Origin of the sequence: Halobaculum sp. MBLA0147 (genome assembly GCF_041361345.1) — an archaeon.
GTDB lineage: Archaea > Halobacteriota > Halobacteria > Halobacteriales > Haloferacaceae > JAHENP01.
In genome coordinates this window covers 719723-735263 of record NZ_JBGKAD010000001.1, presented here as the reverse complement: position 1 = coordinate 735263, position 15541 = coordinate 719723, and the positions used below count along the sequence as shown (strand labels likewise).

Below are 15541 nucleotides of genomic sequence, written 5' to 3'. Positions count from 1 at the left end.
CACCGGGATTGAAACACAGCAGCCTCGAGCCGTCTTCTACGACCTCACTGGGGTCGCAGCGGCCCAGGAAACCCACACCGGGATTGAAACGGTCGTCGGACGACACGTCGAGCGACCCGTTCCGGTCGCAGCGGCCCAGGAAACCCACACCGGGATTGAAACCTGCCGGGCTTCGCCGTCATCAACTACGGCGTGCGTCGCAGCGGCCCAGGAAACCCACACCGGGATTGAAACACCCGTCGACCGACCCGCGTGGAAAGTGGGGCGTCCCGTCGCAGCGGCCCAGGAAACCCACACCGGGATTGAAACCTGGATCTCGTCGCGCACGATCTGACGGATCTCCTGGTCGCAGCGGCCCAGGAAACCCACACCGGGACTGAAACACGATCACCACCACCGCGATCAGACTGAAGATCGCACTGTCGCAGCGGCCCAGGAAACCCACACCGGGATTGAAACCTTGCCCGCGACGGCGACGGACTTCGCACAGGTACGTCGCAGCGGCCCAGGAAACCCACACCGGGATTGAAACTCTCCGAGCTGTACCTCGACATCCACGCGATGGAGTCGCAGCGGCCCAGGAAACCCACACCGGGATTGAAACTTCCGTCGCTGTTCGGCAGCGTTCGCCTCGATGTCGGGTCGCAGCGGCCCAGGAAACCCACACCGGGATTGAAACAGTTCGTGCACCGCGACACCGGGCAGCAACAGGTAGTCGCAGCGGCCCAGGAAACCCACACCGGGATTGAAACTGTTCCTCCCGCTCCTCCCGGCGACCGCGGCCTGGGTCGCAGCGGCCCAGGAAACCCACACCGGGATTGAAACATCGCCCCGACGATGAACCCGCGCGGGTTCTTCCCGTCGCAGTGGCCCAGGAAACCCACACCGGGATTGAAACGTCGAGTGTCACGAGTGTGGCCGGGTCTGGAGTGATCGTCGCAGCGGCCCAGGAAACCCACACCGGGATTGAAACTTAAGCCACCCCAGAGTACTGTCGACGTTCCTCACGTCGCAGCGGCCCAGGAAACCCACACCGGGATTGAAACACCAGTCTGATGAGATCGACGCGGAGACACTCGCGGGTCGCAGCGGCCCAGGAAACCCACACCGGGATTGAAACACCTCTCTGGGGACGTGAAGTTCACCGTGGAGAGGGGGTCGCAGCGGCCCAGGAAACCAGTAGTGTTCGGATAAGGGTAGGCAGTTGGACGAGACTACCGATCGAGAGCCTCCGATCCACCTCGCACAGCACCTCTCTCTCTCTCCCCAGCCTCGTCGCTCGTGCGTGGCTCCGCCGTGCCTCGCCCGCTGCGCTCGCTTCTCCTACGTCAGAGCACGTTCTGACGAGGTCTCACTCACTTCGTTCGCGAGACCCTCGCGCGTTCCTCGCGCGCCACCTGCAAACCAGCAGCTCGTCTGAACACCGCCGTCTCCCCGCCTCCGGCCGCCCGAGGAGGAGCCGAGTCCCGGCGACGATTTTACAGCCGTACGACACTGCCAGGAGACGCCGCCCCTCACGCCACACCCAACACGCGCTCCAGGTTCGCCTTCCCGAACGCGATCGTCTCGAGATCATCCGTCCCGATCTCGAGCGTCGCGGTGCCGGTCCAACCACACTCGGCCAGCGGCGCGAGCACGCGCTCGAAGTCGATCGCGCCCATCCCGACCGGGAGGTGTTCGTCGCGGTCGCCGCGGGTGTCGACGAGGTGGAGGTGCGCGACGCGGTCGGCGTGCTCGCGGAGGAACGCGCCCATCTCCGACGCCGACTGCCCGGCCAACAGCGCGTGGCTGGTGTCGAACGTCGCCTGCGCGTCGGAGTAGCGGGCGAGCAGTTCGTCGAACGTCGTCGCGTCGTAGTAGCTGGAGACGACGTTCTCGAGACACGGCACCAGCCCGCGGTCGCGTGCCGCGGGCACCAGCTCGTCGAGGGCGTCGTGGACGAACGCCCGCGTCGCGGTCGTCGACCACCCCTTCTCCCAGGCGTCCGAGGACGGGTGGAAGACGACCCGCTCGGCGCCCACCTCGGCCGCCAGGTCCATCCCGCGGGTCAACTCGTCGACGGCACCGCGCCGGACGGGCTCGAACGGCGAGCCGGGGGCGACCGCGAACGGGAGGTGGACGACCACGTCCCGGTCGAACTCCGTCAGCGTCGCGCGCATGTCGTCGACACGGTCTTCGATCCGCTCGCGAGCGTACGGCCCGTCCAACAGGAGTTCCACGAAGTCGAACCCCTCGCGGGCGGCGAACGCCACCGACTCGTCGAACGGGAGATCGAGCCCGAGCGTGAACCCCACGTCGAGCGTCAGGTCGCCAGTGGTGATACTCACGGCCCGACACCCACGGGCGCGAGAGTGTAGAGGCTTCGGTCCGCGGGCGACCCGCCGACCGCACCACAACCGACTTGCCGTGCGGCGGTGACGGACGGACTCGTGGCGACGACACACCTCGCGGTCGAGATCGCCGTCCCGGACGAGGAGCTCGCAGAGCGGCTCGCGGAGCGACTGGTGGCGACCGGCGCCGCCGCGGGGACACGGACCAGCTCTGGACCGAGTCACTACCGCTGGGAGGGGACGGTCGAGCGGCGCGTCGACTGGACGGTCACGGCCTTCACCACCCGCGACCGACTCGACGCGGTGTACGACCTCGTCGACGACTGTCACCCGGACGACCTCCCGGGCGTGACCTACCGCGGAGTGAACGCGCGCGAGGAGTTCCGCGACTGGATCGAACGCAACACCGGCCCCGACGTGGGCGAGTCCGACGTGATCGACGACCTACCCCGCCCGATCGAGTCCGATGCGTGCGAGTCCGAGGTGAGCGAGTCCGACGAGACGAGCGAGTGACACTCCGACGAGACACCGTCCACCCGGACCGGTGTCGTCACTGCGTGGTGTCGTCGAACGGAGAGACGAGCGACAACTGCGAGCGTCAGGCGCGCCGTTCGACGGTGTCGACGACCTCGCCCGTGAACTCGGCGTCGCCGCCGGTCGGTCGCGCGAGCGTCGTCCCGCAGACCGCGCAGGCGACCTCGCTGGCCGCCTTGCCGAACACCGTCTGTTCGTTCTCACAGTCCGCACAGCGGACGGTGAAGAAGTTCCCCGCCATCGTCACTCCTGGAAGGTGAGTCGGCCGACCCGCCATCCCTCGCGCATGTGGGCCTTGCCACAGTCGCTGCAGCGGTACTTGAGGTGGGCCTTGTTGGTCGGCTTGTCGCCACCGGGCACCTTCGAGAACTTGCCGGCGTTCCCGATGGTGGAGGTGCCCCGCTTCTGCTGGCGGTCGGTCCACTTCATGCCGGTCTCGCGACCGCGTCGGACCTTCTCGACCTCGTGTTCGTGGTGAGCGTTACAGTGCGGACAGTACGTGTTCATCCGTCGCGGCATCTCCATAGCGAAATCGCCTCTTGTGGTCCGATTCGTCCCGGTGGGTAAAAACCGTCTGGTTCGCCCCCGGTCGTGACCCGGGCCGACGACACGGTCTCGTCGGAACTCCACTCCCGCGGTGACGACACCGAGCGCGCGCCACTACCACCCCCAGCTTCGCGGCGACACGCACCGCGGGGTACCGATTTAACCGCCCCGGCCACGACTGGCCGGTGTGACAGCGACGGACGACACCGACGGCGAGCCTGCGACGGACGACATCGAGAGCGAGACCGCGACGGACCACACCGAGAGCGAGACCGCGACGGACCACACCGAGAGCGAGACCGCGACGGACCACACCGAGAGCGAGACCGCGACAGAACGCGTCGTCGTGCTCGCCCACGAGAAGTTCCCGGAGCGGTCGAAGACGGCCAACGGGCTCTTACGGTACACGGACCGTGAGGTCGTCGCCGTGCTGGACCGCGACCACGCGGGCGAACGGGTCGCGGCCCACCTCCGAGACACACAGGACGCACCGATCGTCGCGGACTTCGCCGCGGCACGCGCCGCCGCCGACGGCCCGATCGACGAGCTGGTGATCGGGATCGCACCCATCGGCGGCGGCTTCGACGAGTCGTGGCGCCCGGACGTCCGCGCGGCCATCGAGGCGGGGTGTGACGTGGCCGCCGGCCTCCACTACTTCCTGAACGACGACGAGGAGTTCGCCGCCCTCGCGGCCGAGCACGGTACCGAACTCCGCGACGTGCGCCGCCCACACGACGATCTGACCGTCGCGAGCGGCACCGCCGACGAGGTGCGCGCCGACGTGGTGGCGACGGTCGGCACCGACTGTTCCGTCGGGAAGATGACCACCACGATGGAGTTGGCTGCGGCCGCGGACCGGGCCGGCCTCGACGCCCGTGTGATCCCGACGGGACAGACTGGCATCCTGATCGAAGGGTGGGGGAACCCGGTCGACAGAGTCGTCTCGGACTTCACCGCCGGCTCCGTCGAGGAGATGATCCGGGACGTCGGCGACGACCACGATCTCCTCCTCGTGGAGGGGCAGGGGAGTATCGTCCACCCGGCCTACTCCGCCGTGACCTGCGGCCTCCTCCACGGAGCGATGCCGGACGGGCTCGTGTTGTGTCACGCGGCGGGTCGCGAGCGGATCCACGGCTACGAGGACACCCCGCTCCCTCCGATCCCGGAGTACGTCGACCTCTACGAGTCGCTCGCGGCACCCGTCCACGAGACGACGGTCGTCGGCGGCGCCCTGAACACGCGAGCGGTCGACGACGACGAGCGCGCCCGAGAGGCGGTCGAGGCGTTCGGCGCAGACCTCGGCGCACCCGCCACGGACCCGCTCCGATTCGGTGCCGACGACCTGTTGGACGCCGTTCTGGAGGGGGTCCAGTGACGCTCACCACGTCGTTCGAGCGGGTGTCGCTCCCGCTGGAACGCGACTTCGAGATCGCCCGCGGGACGACCACCACGGCGGAGAACGTCGTCGTCCGCGTGGAAGACGAGGCGGGGACCGTCGGTGTCGGTGCCGCCGCACCCTCGGCCCACTACGGAGAGACGGCCGACACCGTCGCCGCGGTGCTGCCGGAGTTGTTGGCAGTCGTCGAACGCGTCGACGACCCACACGCACTCGCGGAGATCGAGCGCGCCCTCCGTGGTGTCGTCGAACGGAACCCGGCCGCGCGGTGTGCCGTCTCCATCGCGTGCCACGACCTGGCCGCGAAGCGACTCGGCGTCCCGCTGTACCGCCTGTGGGGGCTGGACCCGACGCGGACGCCGACGAGTTCGTACACGATCGGGTTGGACGACACGGAGGTGATGCGCGAGAAGGCGGCCGAGGCGGTCGACCGCGGCTACGGCGTCCTGAAGACGAAACTCGGGACCGACCGCGACCGCGAGATCGTCGCCGCGGTGCGCGAGGCAGCCCCGGACGCACGCCTCCGCGTCGACGCCAACGAGGCGTGGACGCCCCGCGAGGCCGTCGCGAACGCCGAGTGGCTCGCGGAGTTCGACGTCGAGTTCCTCGAACAGCCGGTGTCGGCGGACGACCCCGAGGGGCTCCGGTTCGTCTACGAGCGGTCGCCGCTCCCCGTCGCCGCCGACGAGTCCGTCGAGACCGCCGCGGACGTTCCGCAGGTCGCGGACCGGTGTGATGTCGCGAATCTCAAGCTGATGAAGTGTGGCGGCCTCGCCGAGGCGAGACGGGCGATCCACACGGCTCACGCCCACGGGCTCGAAGTGATGCTCGGGTGTATGATCGAGACGAACGCCGCCATCGCGGCCGCGTGTCACCTCGGCCCCCTCCTGGAGTACGCCGACCTCGACGGCTCACTGCTCCTCGCCGAGGACCCGTTCGACGGGGTCCCGCTCCCGGACGGGGAGATCGACTTGACGGCGTGTGAGTGCCCCGGCACCGGCGCGGTCGAACGGGACGGGTGAGGGCCTCGGTGTCGCTGTGGTCCGTCGGCGTCGTTGGCGTCTGGGTGGCGGACCCTCGCGCCGTGGCTGTCCGTGAGCCGTGTCGGGTACGAACGGTGACTGGCGGGAGCGGCGGTCGCTCCGCGCCGTGTGCCGCCGACGAGAAGGGACGGCGGCGGTGTGCCCCGCGAGTGGCCGAGACGACGACGAACGCCACGCGAGGCCGACACGGGAGCGAGTCGTGTCGAGTCGCGTAGCCGCGCCGCCCCAGCCCGCTCGCGAGTGGTCCCACGGGGGTGGCCCCCACCGCGGGACCGGGTGACGCCGGAGAGAGTGACTGACAGTGGTGGCCCGGCGTCGAAGTGGGTGTCGGGTGTCGGGTTACTCCTGGTGGACGGCGAGGTTGCGCACGTCACCCCCGCAGGACTCGCACTTGCCTGGGTTCGAGGCGGCCTCCGTCCGGCCGCCACACTCTACACACTCGAACAGTCCACCGGTGGACTCGTACGGATCGATGTTGACTGCTGGCATCGTGTATCGTGGGAATCGGTGACAGTGGTTAAGGGTTACCCATAAACCGGGTAGTACTGTATCAGGTGAGTAAACACGTTGGTAGGTCCTTGTACACGTCGTCGCGACACGCCGCACGGTGGGTCCGGCTACACGTCACGGCCGTCGTCACTCGGCGAGTTCTGCCTCGGCGAGATCGCGCGCCTGTCTGATCGCGCCGACCGTGGTGAGGTAGCCCGCGCCGACGGTGGTCTTGGCCGCCTTCGCGGCGGCGCCGGTGAGCACGGTCGGGCCGAGTTGCGCGACGGCCCCGTCACCGACGGAGACGAGCCACCCGGGCACGTCGAAGCGGTAGCGGTCGAGGCGCGGTCGGAACCCGTCGTCGTCGCTCTCGACGAGTCGCTCGAGGTTCGTCGCGGCCGTCTTCGCCTCGCGGATGGCCGCCGATGCGGACGCCGGTACCGCCTCGCCGTCCGTGTCCACCACGCGCGCGGCGTCACCGAGTGCCAGCGTCCGGTCGGTGAGTCGCAAGTCCGCGCGCACGACCGGCCGCTCCCCCTCCGTCGGCGCTCGTCCGGCGATCCCGCCCGTCCAGACCAGCGTGTCGTACGTCAGCCTCCCGTCGTCTGCGTGACTCTCGCCGTCGGCGTGGTCGTCGCCGTCACGGTGATCTCCGCCGTCCGTGCTGGCGCCACCGTCGGTGTAGACCGCGTCGTCGTCGACTCGCTCGACGGTCGTCTCCGTCCGCACGTCGACCCCTCGTTCGACGAGTGCGTCGTGGACTGCTCGCCGGAAGTTTGCCGGGAAGTTCGGCGCCACCGTCTCCAACTGTTCGACGAGCGTGATCGACACGTCCTCGGGGACTGCGGCGTTCTCCTCGCGAGCCAGCGCCGCGAGCTCGCCCGCGACTTGGACGCCCGACAGTCCCGCACCGCCGACGACCAGGTCGCCGCCGCGCTCGATCGTCGCCAGCGCGTCCTCGCGGATCGCCGCGGCGTCGTCCAGCGTCTTCAGCGGGTGGGCGTGGTCGCGGAGTCCCTCGATACCGTAGTAGGCCGTCTCCGACCCGAAACACAGTGCGCCGTAGTCGTACGACAGCGTCTGGCCGGCGGTCGTCTCGACGACACCAGCCTCCGCGTCTAGATCTGCGACGGGGTCGGTGACGAGCGTCGCGCGGTCGAGCACCTCGGCGAGTGGGACGGTGATCGCGTCGGCGACGGCCGGGCGACGGATCGCCCGGTGGACCTCGTGGGTGAGGACGTGCTCCGGCCCGTCGTTGACGAGCGTGATGTCGACCGACGGCGGGAGAGCGTCTTCGAGTCTGCGGGTGACTCCGAGCCCGGCGTAGCCGGCACCCAGGACTGCGACGTGCATGCTCGTCTGGAGGGGCGCGACGCGAAAGAGGGTAGTGGTCCGCGGGTGACAGTCGTGGCCCGTGGGTGGCGGTCTGGTCCGCGGGTGGTGGCCGAGACGATCGCTCTCGGCGGTCGCGCTCAGAACAGCGCGTCGTCGACGGTGCGTGCCGGTCCGCCGACCTCCCAGACGTTCGTGTCGACGCCGACCTCGGCGATCCGCGACTCCACGCGGTCGACGTAGTCGGCGGTCGTGTTGACGTAGACGCTCGCGCCGGTGTCCGTCGAGAAGTACACCGGCACGTCGGACTCGGTACGGAGTTCGCGGACGGCGTTGAACACGGCGATGGTCTCCGGCTGCCAGTACACCCAGCCGGCGGGGCCGGTCATCGTCGTCGCCGCGAGCGACAGCGAGTCGTGTTCCGCCGTCTCGAAGATCCGGTGGAAGGCCCCCTCGCGGAGCGCGTCGCGCGCCTCGGCCAACTGGTCTTGGACGTGTGCCCGTCGCGCGTCGAACATGTGACTGTCCGCCGCCTCCCGGTGTGCGGCCTCCGTCTCCTTGTACGAGGGGACGAGGGCGGTGACGATCCGTAGGTCCGACTCGGGGTCGAACGGCTCGCCGTCGAGCTCACCGACCCCCGTCTCGATGCGCTCCGAGCGGCAGTCCACGTCGTTCAGCCCGGTGTGGAGGTCGGAGTACGCCCCCGTGACGGCTCGCGCGGCCGAGGAGGAGCCGCGACGGGCGAACGTCGACACCTCCGGGCGGGTGAGCTCCAGCCCGGCGGCCTCGCAGGCGGCGTACGCCAGCGCCGCGAACCCGGACGCCGAGGAGCCGAAGCCGACGTTCGACGGGAAGGAGTTCTCCGACTCCACGCGGACGGCGTGGTCGAACCCGGCGTGCTCGCGGATCGCGTCGACGACGTTGTCGATCCGCTCCGCGCCGCGGCCCTCGACGGGTTCGCCGTCGATCACGTAGGTGTCCTCGCTGGCGTCCGGCTCCCACTCGACGGTGGTGGTGGTGTTCGACGGCGCGGTACAGACGCTGATCGAGTCGTGGTACGGGTGTCGGTCCGCCTCGTCGCGCAGCCCGTGGTACTTCACGAGCCCCTGGATCGGGTGTGCTCGTGCGGTCGCCTTGCTCGTCATACCTCCGGGACGTGTCGGTGTGGGGTTAGGCGTTCCGACTCCGTGCGTGGTTCTCCGTCGACCCCCGGGGGGTTCGGGGATGATCGCGGGCCGACGGACGTAGTGTCGACACGTACCGAGACGGACTGGATACGTCCGAACCGGACACAGTCCGTATCGGACACGGTACGAATTCGGGCCTCCGAACCGGTATCACGACTCCGATACGGGATTCGGTGAACCGTCTCCGTACTCTGTGAGTCTCGCTCCTCGATGAAGTGATGCGAGAAGAGTTAGTACTAGCCGAAAATAGAAAATTATATACGGTATACTGCACCAGTTGGTGTCGTGATTCGAGCGATCACATCACGAACTGTAGGTGTGTTGGCACGGAGACCACGTATCTCGGTTAGCCTCGTCCTGTTGGCGTTGTTCGCCACGCAGGGCGCAGTCGCAGAAGGAGACCTGGGTGCTGGGACTAACGACTTGGGGACACCCGACTACGGCCCAGCGAAAGAGCCAGAGTCGGACTGACGGACGTCTTCCGGCCAGACGAGTTCTCCGTCGAGTAACACTGGACTGGTGAGCTCTCCCAACATCGATCGCACCCCGTCCGCGTCGAGCCGATACTCGGTTCCTCTCCCGGCGAACCGCCGTCTGTCGTCTCGCTGCTTCCACCACATCGCCGTCCCAGGCAGGATGGGCTGATCGTACACCACGTCCACTTCGAACTCGCCGTTCCCGTTCGGGTCTGGAGACATCGAGACGGTCGGCGGCAGTCCGGTGTTGTTCGGCGCGACCTGCGTCGTCCCGTCGCCGATCACGACGTGTCTGTCACACTCGGGGTTGGCGTGCTCGGCGGTGTCCAGTGCCGTCGCCAACGGCCACCCGTACGCGAGTAACCGTGCGAGTGCGACCCCGACGGGGCCGACACGGGGTGTCACCGCAGGACCGACGGTCACCACCCCGCCGGTCGCTCCCTGTCGGATCAACGCTCGCCCCTGTTGGATCGACTCGGACGCGTTGAGGACGAACGTCGTCGCCTTGACCTCGGAGAGCTGTCCAGCGGACAGGTACCGATCGCCCGGACACCTGAGACCGTGCTCGGCGTCGCAGTGTCCGACGAAGTGTACGAGGTCGACGTCACGCTCGAAGTGGCTGGCGAGGTCGTCTACGCTCGCGTTCTCCCGATACTTGACGTCTATCGGAATGTCGTCTGCCCGTCCACTGTAGTGCTCTTCGGCCTCTTCCCCCTCGCTGAGATCGACGAACGGTTCGTCGTCTCTCGGCGGGTCCGCGTTGGTCACGACGACGATCTGGAACGGTCCTTCGGCCTCCGAGTCGGACGGTGTCCCTTCCGAAACCGGCGAGACGGTAGACTCTCCGAATCGACCGAGACTGCTGTGCAGGAGTTTGTACCCCTCGGTCGGGACGTGTGGTGCGTACCAGCCGTGTGTCCGACCGGTGACGTGTTCTGGATCGACCATCGTCGTCGACGACGTGGACTCGACGTCGGTGTGTGACGCCACCTCCACGACCGGTAGGTGGTGCAGGTACGGGATCAGACGCCGGAGTCGGTCCAGGGTCGGCTCGACCGACACGGAGTGGTGCCAGTCGGGGAACCGATCGAGAATCTCTCGCGGTGGTGTGTCCGTCGATAGGTACTCGTTGAGACGTTCGTAGATCGGGGCGTCCACGAGTGTCGACGCGTCGAGTCCGAGTTCGACCAAGTGGTGTTCCCCCTCGTACTCGCGGCCGTTGGGCGTGTCCGTCTGAGCGAGGAAGTCGAGGTGGAACACAGTCTGGAAGACGTTCTGTGGTCGGTAGCCGTCGGTCCGATCCCCACACCGGCTCCGGAGTGGGTACACCTCGTCCGCGGCCACGAGAACGGGCGGATCGGGGAGATGAGGCGGTGTCTCGGGGTGCCACCCGACTGCGGCGTCGAGGTACGCCGCGAGTGGCATCGCCTCGGCGAGTTGATCGAGAGAACCGACGAGACACCCGATCATGGGCCGATCGTCTCGAATCAGGTCGTTCGGGATCTCCGGACTGTCGCCCCACTCGACGACTGCGGGCTGCTCTCTGTTTCTCGGTGAGGCTCGAAGCGGACTGGTCTTCGCCGTCGTCCGGCACGCGACCGAGAGCGCACGACAGAGGTTGAACTCGCTCCGCGGGATCTCGATCGTCGGTCGCTCCGACGAGTCTTGGACACCGAGTACCACGCGTAAACGGCCGTCTCCAGTCACGCGTATGCGCCCATCGTCGTCGTGTAACTCGACGCACCCCTCGCCCGGATCCACGACGAGATGCTGCTCGAGACCGCCGTGGACCGTGAGTCGAACTGGATCCGCGAACGTCGCCGCACTGTCTCCGTACTGGTAGTGTCGTCGGACGTCTCCGTCCTCGTCGACGACACCGATGTACACTGGGTCCAGCGAGAACGACGCTACCGTCCCAGTCCGAACGTCGTACGCTTCGTCCGGGAGGCTGAATCCGTCGACGGCGACCGAGGACTCCTCGAATCCGTCCAGTCGAACGGCGACGAACCGCTCGCCGTCTCTGGCGCGAAGTTCGTGTGGATCGGTTTCCTCGTACCAACTCGCCATGTCGTATCAACACACGAAGTAGGATCATAACTCTGGTGTGTGAATTACACACTAGCTGTGAGTAACCCTCGACGGTCGACACTCACGTCGAGGCAGGGTGGCTCCCAGAGTCGTCTGGCGACGTTCGTGAGGTGTACGGGCGTCCGATTGGGAACCTTTAAGTATAGTGTAGATCAAAGAACGAGATAGACAAAGCTTCCCGATACACAATTATGCCTAGTGTGAATGTACTACAGAACCTCTCGACCCTGCCGGGTGTGCAGGTCGCGTTGGATCGGGCAGGGAGACTCTCCCGACTCCTTCGACGCGGCGAGAACGAGATCGACGGACCGACGCTCCCGAGCGCGGACGAGTGGATTCTCGCGCTGTTGTACGCACCGGACCCGTCGGGCGAGCCGAACCCGGTTCCGATACCCGGAGAGTTCACCGTTCGGTTGGGACTGTTCGCCGTCTCGAAGCAGCTGCAGACCGTCTCTGGTCGACGGTCACCGTTCAGCTTCCGACCGAGTGAGCGTGGTCCGTACGACGAGTCCGTCGGGGAAGCACTAGAGAGACTCGAGTCACAGGGGGACATCGAGAGGCAGAGGATCGACCACTCGAAGTTCGACGACTACGAGTACCGCCTCACCGAGGCTGGTCTCCAGCGGATCGAGTCCCGATACGCTCGCCTCCAGTGGGTCGAACGGATCGAGATCGAACGGGTGAAAGACGACTACGTGTTGTCTCCCGTCGGCGACCTCATCCTCTACTGCGAGAGCAAAGACAGCAGTATGTTCGAAGGGAATCTGATCCGCTGACGATGGAGGACCCCTCGGGTGTCGCCCCGTTGGTCGTTCAGTTATCGGTCGCTGCGGGAGCGGTAATCTTTCGTTACACGATGTCGAAAGGTCGTGATGTTCCTAAAGATATACATATTGGACAAATAAGGTTGGAAGAGAAGGCAGAGGGAGAGATGCCGTTGACTCTCGCAGATGTCGTCGACGATGTCAACACGTACACCGACTTCACCAGCGAGAACGGAGAAGTCGGCCAGCAGCAATCTGACGGCACGGCCAACGGCTCGGGTAACGCGATGACTTCCGTTGAGGCGCAACCGTCGGGGAGCGGTGTGCAAACGGATGGACAAGACGGAACCGATCCCGAATCGCAGACTGTGCAGGACCAGCAGTCAGATGACGAGACACGGGGCGACAATCAAGACGTCAAGTCCGATGTGATAACGACGCTTCAGGAGTACCGTGGTGACGAAGGAGAAAAGCTCATTGATCAGCTGTTGGCGATCAAAGACGAACTCGCCCCGGTCGGGGATGCGGTCCAGTCGGTAAGGCGTCGAAAGCACGCCTCAAAGGCGCACCGCAGACGGCTCAGGCTCTCTCTGACTCTCCTCGCAATCGGTGGATTCGCGAGTTCGATCACGCTGTTACCCGTCGTCCGACGACTGTTGACCCAGGTTTCGACGGTACTTCCGGGGTGGATCGACGCGGTGGCTCAATGGGGGTTCGTACTCTTCGTCCTCTTCGTAGCGGGACTCCGTGGACTCCTCGGGTGGCACCACTACAAGATTCGCTCGATCCTTGACCGACAGGATATCGACCGACAGGATGTCGACAGACAGGATATCCTCCGACAGGATATCGAGTGACGAGCATCACGTCATCGAAGTGCGCACCTACGAGTGTCTGGACGGCGGATCGACCGAAGAACTATGCCGGGGGCGGGCTTCGAACCCGCGATCTCCGCATGTCCCAGGTACGAGGCTCGGCAGGCCTCTGGGAGCGGAGGGTGAGCCGCACCGAAGCTCGATACCCTATGAGTGCGGCGCTATGTCCAGCTAAGCCACCCCGGCGCAGTCACGAGTCGGGTGGTGACACTCTTTACCCTTCCGATACGACGCGACTCTGCGACTCCCTCACGACCCCGCCGGCACCCCGCCCGCTGGCGGTCTCGTGCACCTCGCGGCCCGCGCGTCCCGCCTCGCAGCGGGGGTCGAGCACACGAGTCCACGAGTCGCACACGCTCGACTTTGCCCCCGACGACCGACGCCGGCCGCTCGCGCCGGTGGCAGAACGTTCTTTCCGGCGCCAGTACTAGCCCGACGGGATGGCCGAGTCGTCGTGGCCCGAGCGCCGGGGTGACCCGTCGTGACCGGGGTCGACCGCCTGTGGTTCCTGGCCGACGAGGCCCGACGGGCCGCAGAACGGGTGTTCTACCGGCTCGACAGTCGTTACGACGACTACCTCTCGTGGGACCGCCACCGCTCCGTCTCGCGGCGGCGGTTCCGCACACTGGCGCGTCGCGTCAGCGAGTCCGGGACACCGTTCGGCGCCCACACCGTCGTCTACCGCGAGGACGGCGCACTGCTGCTCGTCAGACACGCGGGTGTCGACCAGTGGGTAGTTCCCGGTGGCGGTGTCGACGAGGGCGACGACTCGCTGCTCGCGACCGCGCGACGCGAACTCGCCGAGGAGGCGGGCGTCGACGCCACCTACGAGGGACTGGCGGTCGCGAACCGCGTCCGGCTTGACTGCCGGGGTCACGAGACCTGGGGCGTCCTCCCGCTGTTCGCCGCCCGCGCCGACGGAGAGACCCCGACGGTCGACGATCCCGACGGGGAGATCGTCGCCGCCGACTGGTTCCACGACCTCCCCGACGACACTCGCGACCGCGGCGACCTCGTCGCCTGGCGCGAGGCGCGCGGACTGCAGTGACGCGCGGGAGCGGAGAAGCGTGTGCCCTGGGAGAACGGAGCGTGTGCCCCGGGAGCAGAGAGACGTGTGTCGTGGGAGAGATGCGCGTGTGCCAGCCGTGTCGCGACCACCGGGCGGCTCAGTAGCCGTCCGTCGGCGTCGCGGTGTCGCTACTGCCGTCACCGCTACCACTCCCGTCGCCGGTCGACGCTTGGCCGAACACCTCCGTCTGTGGGTTGAACTCCGCCCACGCGAACCAGAACAGCTGCCCCGTGTCCGTCGCCGGGGCGAGCGTCGTCCCCTCGTAGGGGCCGTCGACAGCGCGGCCGTCGGTGACGCGCCACGTCGACCCACCGGCAGTGAACCGCCCCGGCTCGCCAGCGGAGACGGAGAGCGTCTCCCCGTCGACCGTGCGCTCGTAGGCGTGTAGCGTCGCCTCTGCGCTGCCGACGGCGACGACGACCGGGGTGTCGCCGACGGTGTCGGAGACGACCCCGCCGCTGTTCACCACCGCCTCCAGCGGGTAGGCGCGACTCGTCTCACCGGCCGAGATCCCGAGCACGCGCGTCTTCGGGTGGAGGCGGTCGTCGTCGAAGGAGTTGCGCCCGATCCCGATCCGGTCGGCGCTGTCGTACGTCGCGTACGGGTTGCTCGTGTAGTCGCGGACGGCGTCCCGCCCGCGGACGGTGTTCGACTCCGGCGGCGGGAGCAACACTCCAGTGTCCGGGTGGCTCTCGCGCCACTCGCCGAGAGTCGTGATCGTCGAGGGGACCAACTCCAGCGTGTGACCGGTCCGCGAGCCGCGGATCGCCGTCCCGGCGATCTGACTCCACAGACTCCCGGAGACGCCGTCGTACATCACCAGATCCGAGTTCCACAACAGCCCGGAGACGCCGAACGTCGCCGTCTCGCCCCCCACACGCCGGACTGCGGTGACCCCGCTCCCGCACAGTGGACAGAAGGTGACGAGCAGCGGCCCGCCGAAGTCGTCGTTGACGATCTCGTGCCAGTTCAACACCCGCAACGGGTACGCCCGCGCCTCCCCGTCGCGTTCGACTCCGATCACGCGGTCGTCTGCGCGGAGTCGGGGCTCCTTCGTCGTCACCTCGCCGCTGAAGCGACTCGTCACCTCGACGGAGAGACCAGACCAGTCGTCGGCGAAGACCGGCTCGGTGATCGCCGGGATGGCGTCCTTCCCGGCTCCGCGTGAGAGGAGGTTCTGTGGCACCGGGAGGTCGACGCCGGCGACACGTGTCACCGGCCCCGACACGGCCGCCTCCGTGGCCCCCGCCGCGGTCGTCCCCGTCCCGTCGCCACTCGTCGACTCGGCACCCGTCGCGGCGTCCGTGCTCGTGCCCCTCCCGGCGTCGTCGCCCGCCCCGGCACAGCCGGCGAGTGCGGCGAGCCCACCCGCGAGTGATCCGGCGAGGAAGTTACGGCGGTCCATCGTCGAA

Annotated in this window: 14 protein-coding genes, 1 tRNA gene and 1 CRISPR repeat array (1 of these 16 only partly in view); of the genes, 6 read left to right on the top strand and 9 right to left on the bottom strand. The window is 67.5% G+C overall.

All coding sequences use genetic code 11. The features are described from left to right. A CRISPR array of direct repeats spans positions 1–1120; the repeat unit is 38 nt; unit sequence GTCGCAGCGGCCCAGGAAACCCACACCGGGATTGAAAC; it reaches 1429 nt to the left of the window's first position. 394 nt (positions 1121–1514) lie between these two features. Continuing rightward, the gene (locus RYH80_RS03510) at positions 1515–2327 is read right to left on the bottom strand and encodes a sugar phosphate isomerase/epimerase family protein (RefSeq protein ID WP_370902479.1); all 813 of its coding nucleotides are present in this window, start codon (positions 2325–2327) and stop codon (positions 1515–1517) included. A gap of 102 nt (positions 2328–2429) precedes the next feature. Here RYH80_RS03510 and cutA point away from each other — a divergent pair, with 102 nt between their 5' ends. Then, entirely contained in the window at positions 2430–2843 is a 414-nt protein-coding gene (gene cutA, locus RYH80_RS03505) for a divalent cation tolerance protein CutA (protein ID WP_370902478.1), read from the top strand. An 85-nt stretch (positions 2844–2928) separates the two neighbouring features. On the opposite strand, the gene RYH80_RS03500 is transcribed toward cutA, so the two are convergent. Beyond that, entirely contained in the window at positions 2929–3105 is a 177-nt protein-coding gene (locus RYH80_RS03500) for a 30S ribosomal protein S27e (protein ID WP_370902477.1), read from the bottom strand. 2 nt (positions 3106–3107) lie between these two features. Continuing rightward, on the bottom strand, positions 3108–3389 hold the full coding sequence (locus tag RYH80_RS03495) for a 50S ribosomal protein L44e (protein ID WP_370902476.1): 282 nt from the start codon (positions 3387–3389) through the stop codon (positions 3108–3110). Positions 3390–3756: 367 nt separating this feature from the next. On the opposite strand from RYH80_RS03495, the gene RYH80_RS03490 reads away from it, so the two are divergent. Both RYH80_RS03490 and RYH80_RS03485 read left to right on the top strand, forming a co-directional pair. Beyond that, complete coding sequence (locus tag RYH80_RS03490) at positions 3757–4785, top strand: N-acetyltransferase DgcN family protein (RefSeq protein ID WP_370904641.1); 1029 nt, start codon at positions 3757–3759, stop codon at positions 4783–4785. Continuing rightward, a complete protein-coding gene (locus RYH80_RS03485; protein WP_370902475.1) occupies positions 4782–5828 on the top strand; it encodes a dipeptide epimerase in 1047 nt (348 codons plus the stop codon). Before RYH80_RS03490 ends, RYH80_RS03485 begins: the two co-directional genes overlap by 4 nt. Before the next feature lie 360 nt (positions 5829–6188). Here the strand turns inward: RYH80_RS03485 and RYH80_RS03480 are convergent, their stop codons facing one another. From RYH80_RS03480 to RYH80_RS03465, 4 genes are all read right to left on the bottom strand, one after another. Beyond that, positions 6189–6338 (bottom strand): rubrerythrin-like domain-containing protein, encoded by a 150-nt coding sequence (locus RYH80_RS03480; protein WP_370902474.1) that lies wholly within the window; start codon positions 6336–6338, stop codon positions 6189–6191. Positions 6339–6485: 147 nt separating this feature from the next. Beyond that, the gene (locus tag RYH80_RS03475) at positions 6486–7691 is read right to left on the bottom strand and encodes an NAD(P)/FAD-dependent oxidoreductase (protein WP_370902473.1); all 1206 of its coding nucleotides are present in this window, start codon (positions 7689–7691) and stop codon (positions 6486–6488) included. Between the two features lie 119 nt (positions 7692–7810). After that, positions 7811–8815 (bottom strand): phosphomevalonate decarboxylase MvaD, encoded by a 1005-nt coding sequence (mvaD, locus tag RYH80_RS03470; protein ID WP_370902472.1) that lies wholly within the window; start codon positions 8813–8815, stop codon positions 7811–7813. A 479-nt stretch (positions 8816–9294) separates the two neighbouring features. Continuing rightward, positions 9295–11400: a hypothetical protein gene (locus tag RYH80_RS03465; protein ID WP_370902471.1), complete on the bottom strand. Its 2106-nt coding sequence runs from the start codon at positions 11398–11400 to the stop codon at positions 9295–9297. Positions 11401–11621: 221 nt separating this feature from the next. Here RYH80_RS03465 and RYH80_RS03460 point away from each other — a divergent pair, with 221 nt between their 5' ends. Further along, a complete protein-coding gene (locus RYH80_RS03460) occupies positions 11622–12197 on the top strand; it encodes a hypothetical protein (protein ID WP_370902470.1) in 576 nt (191 codons plus the stop codon). Positions 12198–12328: 131 nt separating this feature from the next. Next, a complete protein-coding gene (locus tag RYH80_RS03455) occupies positions 12329–13042 on the top strand; it encodes a hypothetical protein (RefSeq protein ID WP_370902469.1) in 714 nt (237 codons plus the stop codon). A gap of 64 nt (positions 13043–13106) precedes the next feature. Here RYH80_RS03455 and RYH80_RS03450 read toward each other — a convergent pair. Continuing rightward, positions 13107–13246: transfer RNA gene (locus tag RYH80_RS03450), tRNA-Met, on the bottom strand. Positions 13247–13541: 295 nt separating this feature from the next. Between RYH80_RS03450 and RYH80_RS03445 the strand changes: the two genes are divergently transcribed. Continuing rightward, positions 13542–14108 carry an NUDIX hydrolase gene (locus RYH80_RS03445; RefSeq protein ID WP_370902468.1) on the top strand — a complete coding sequence of 189 codons (567 nt, stop codon included), beginning with the start codon at positions 13542–13544 and terminating at the stop codon, positions 14106–14108. A gap of 118 nt (positions 14109–14226) precedes the next feature. On the opposite strand, the gene RYH80_RS03440 is transcribed toward RYH80_RS03445, so the two are convergent. Further along, the gene (locus RYH80_RS03440) at positions 14227–15534 is read right to left on the bottom strand and encodes a DUF3179 domain-containing protein (protein WP_370902467.1); all 1308 of its coding nucleotides are present in this window, start codon (positions 15532–15534) and stop codon (positions 14227–14229) included. Positions 15535–15541: the final 7 nt, after the last annotated feature.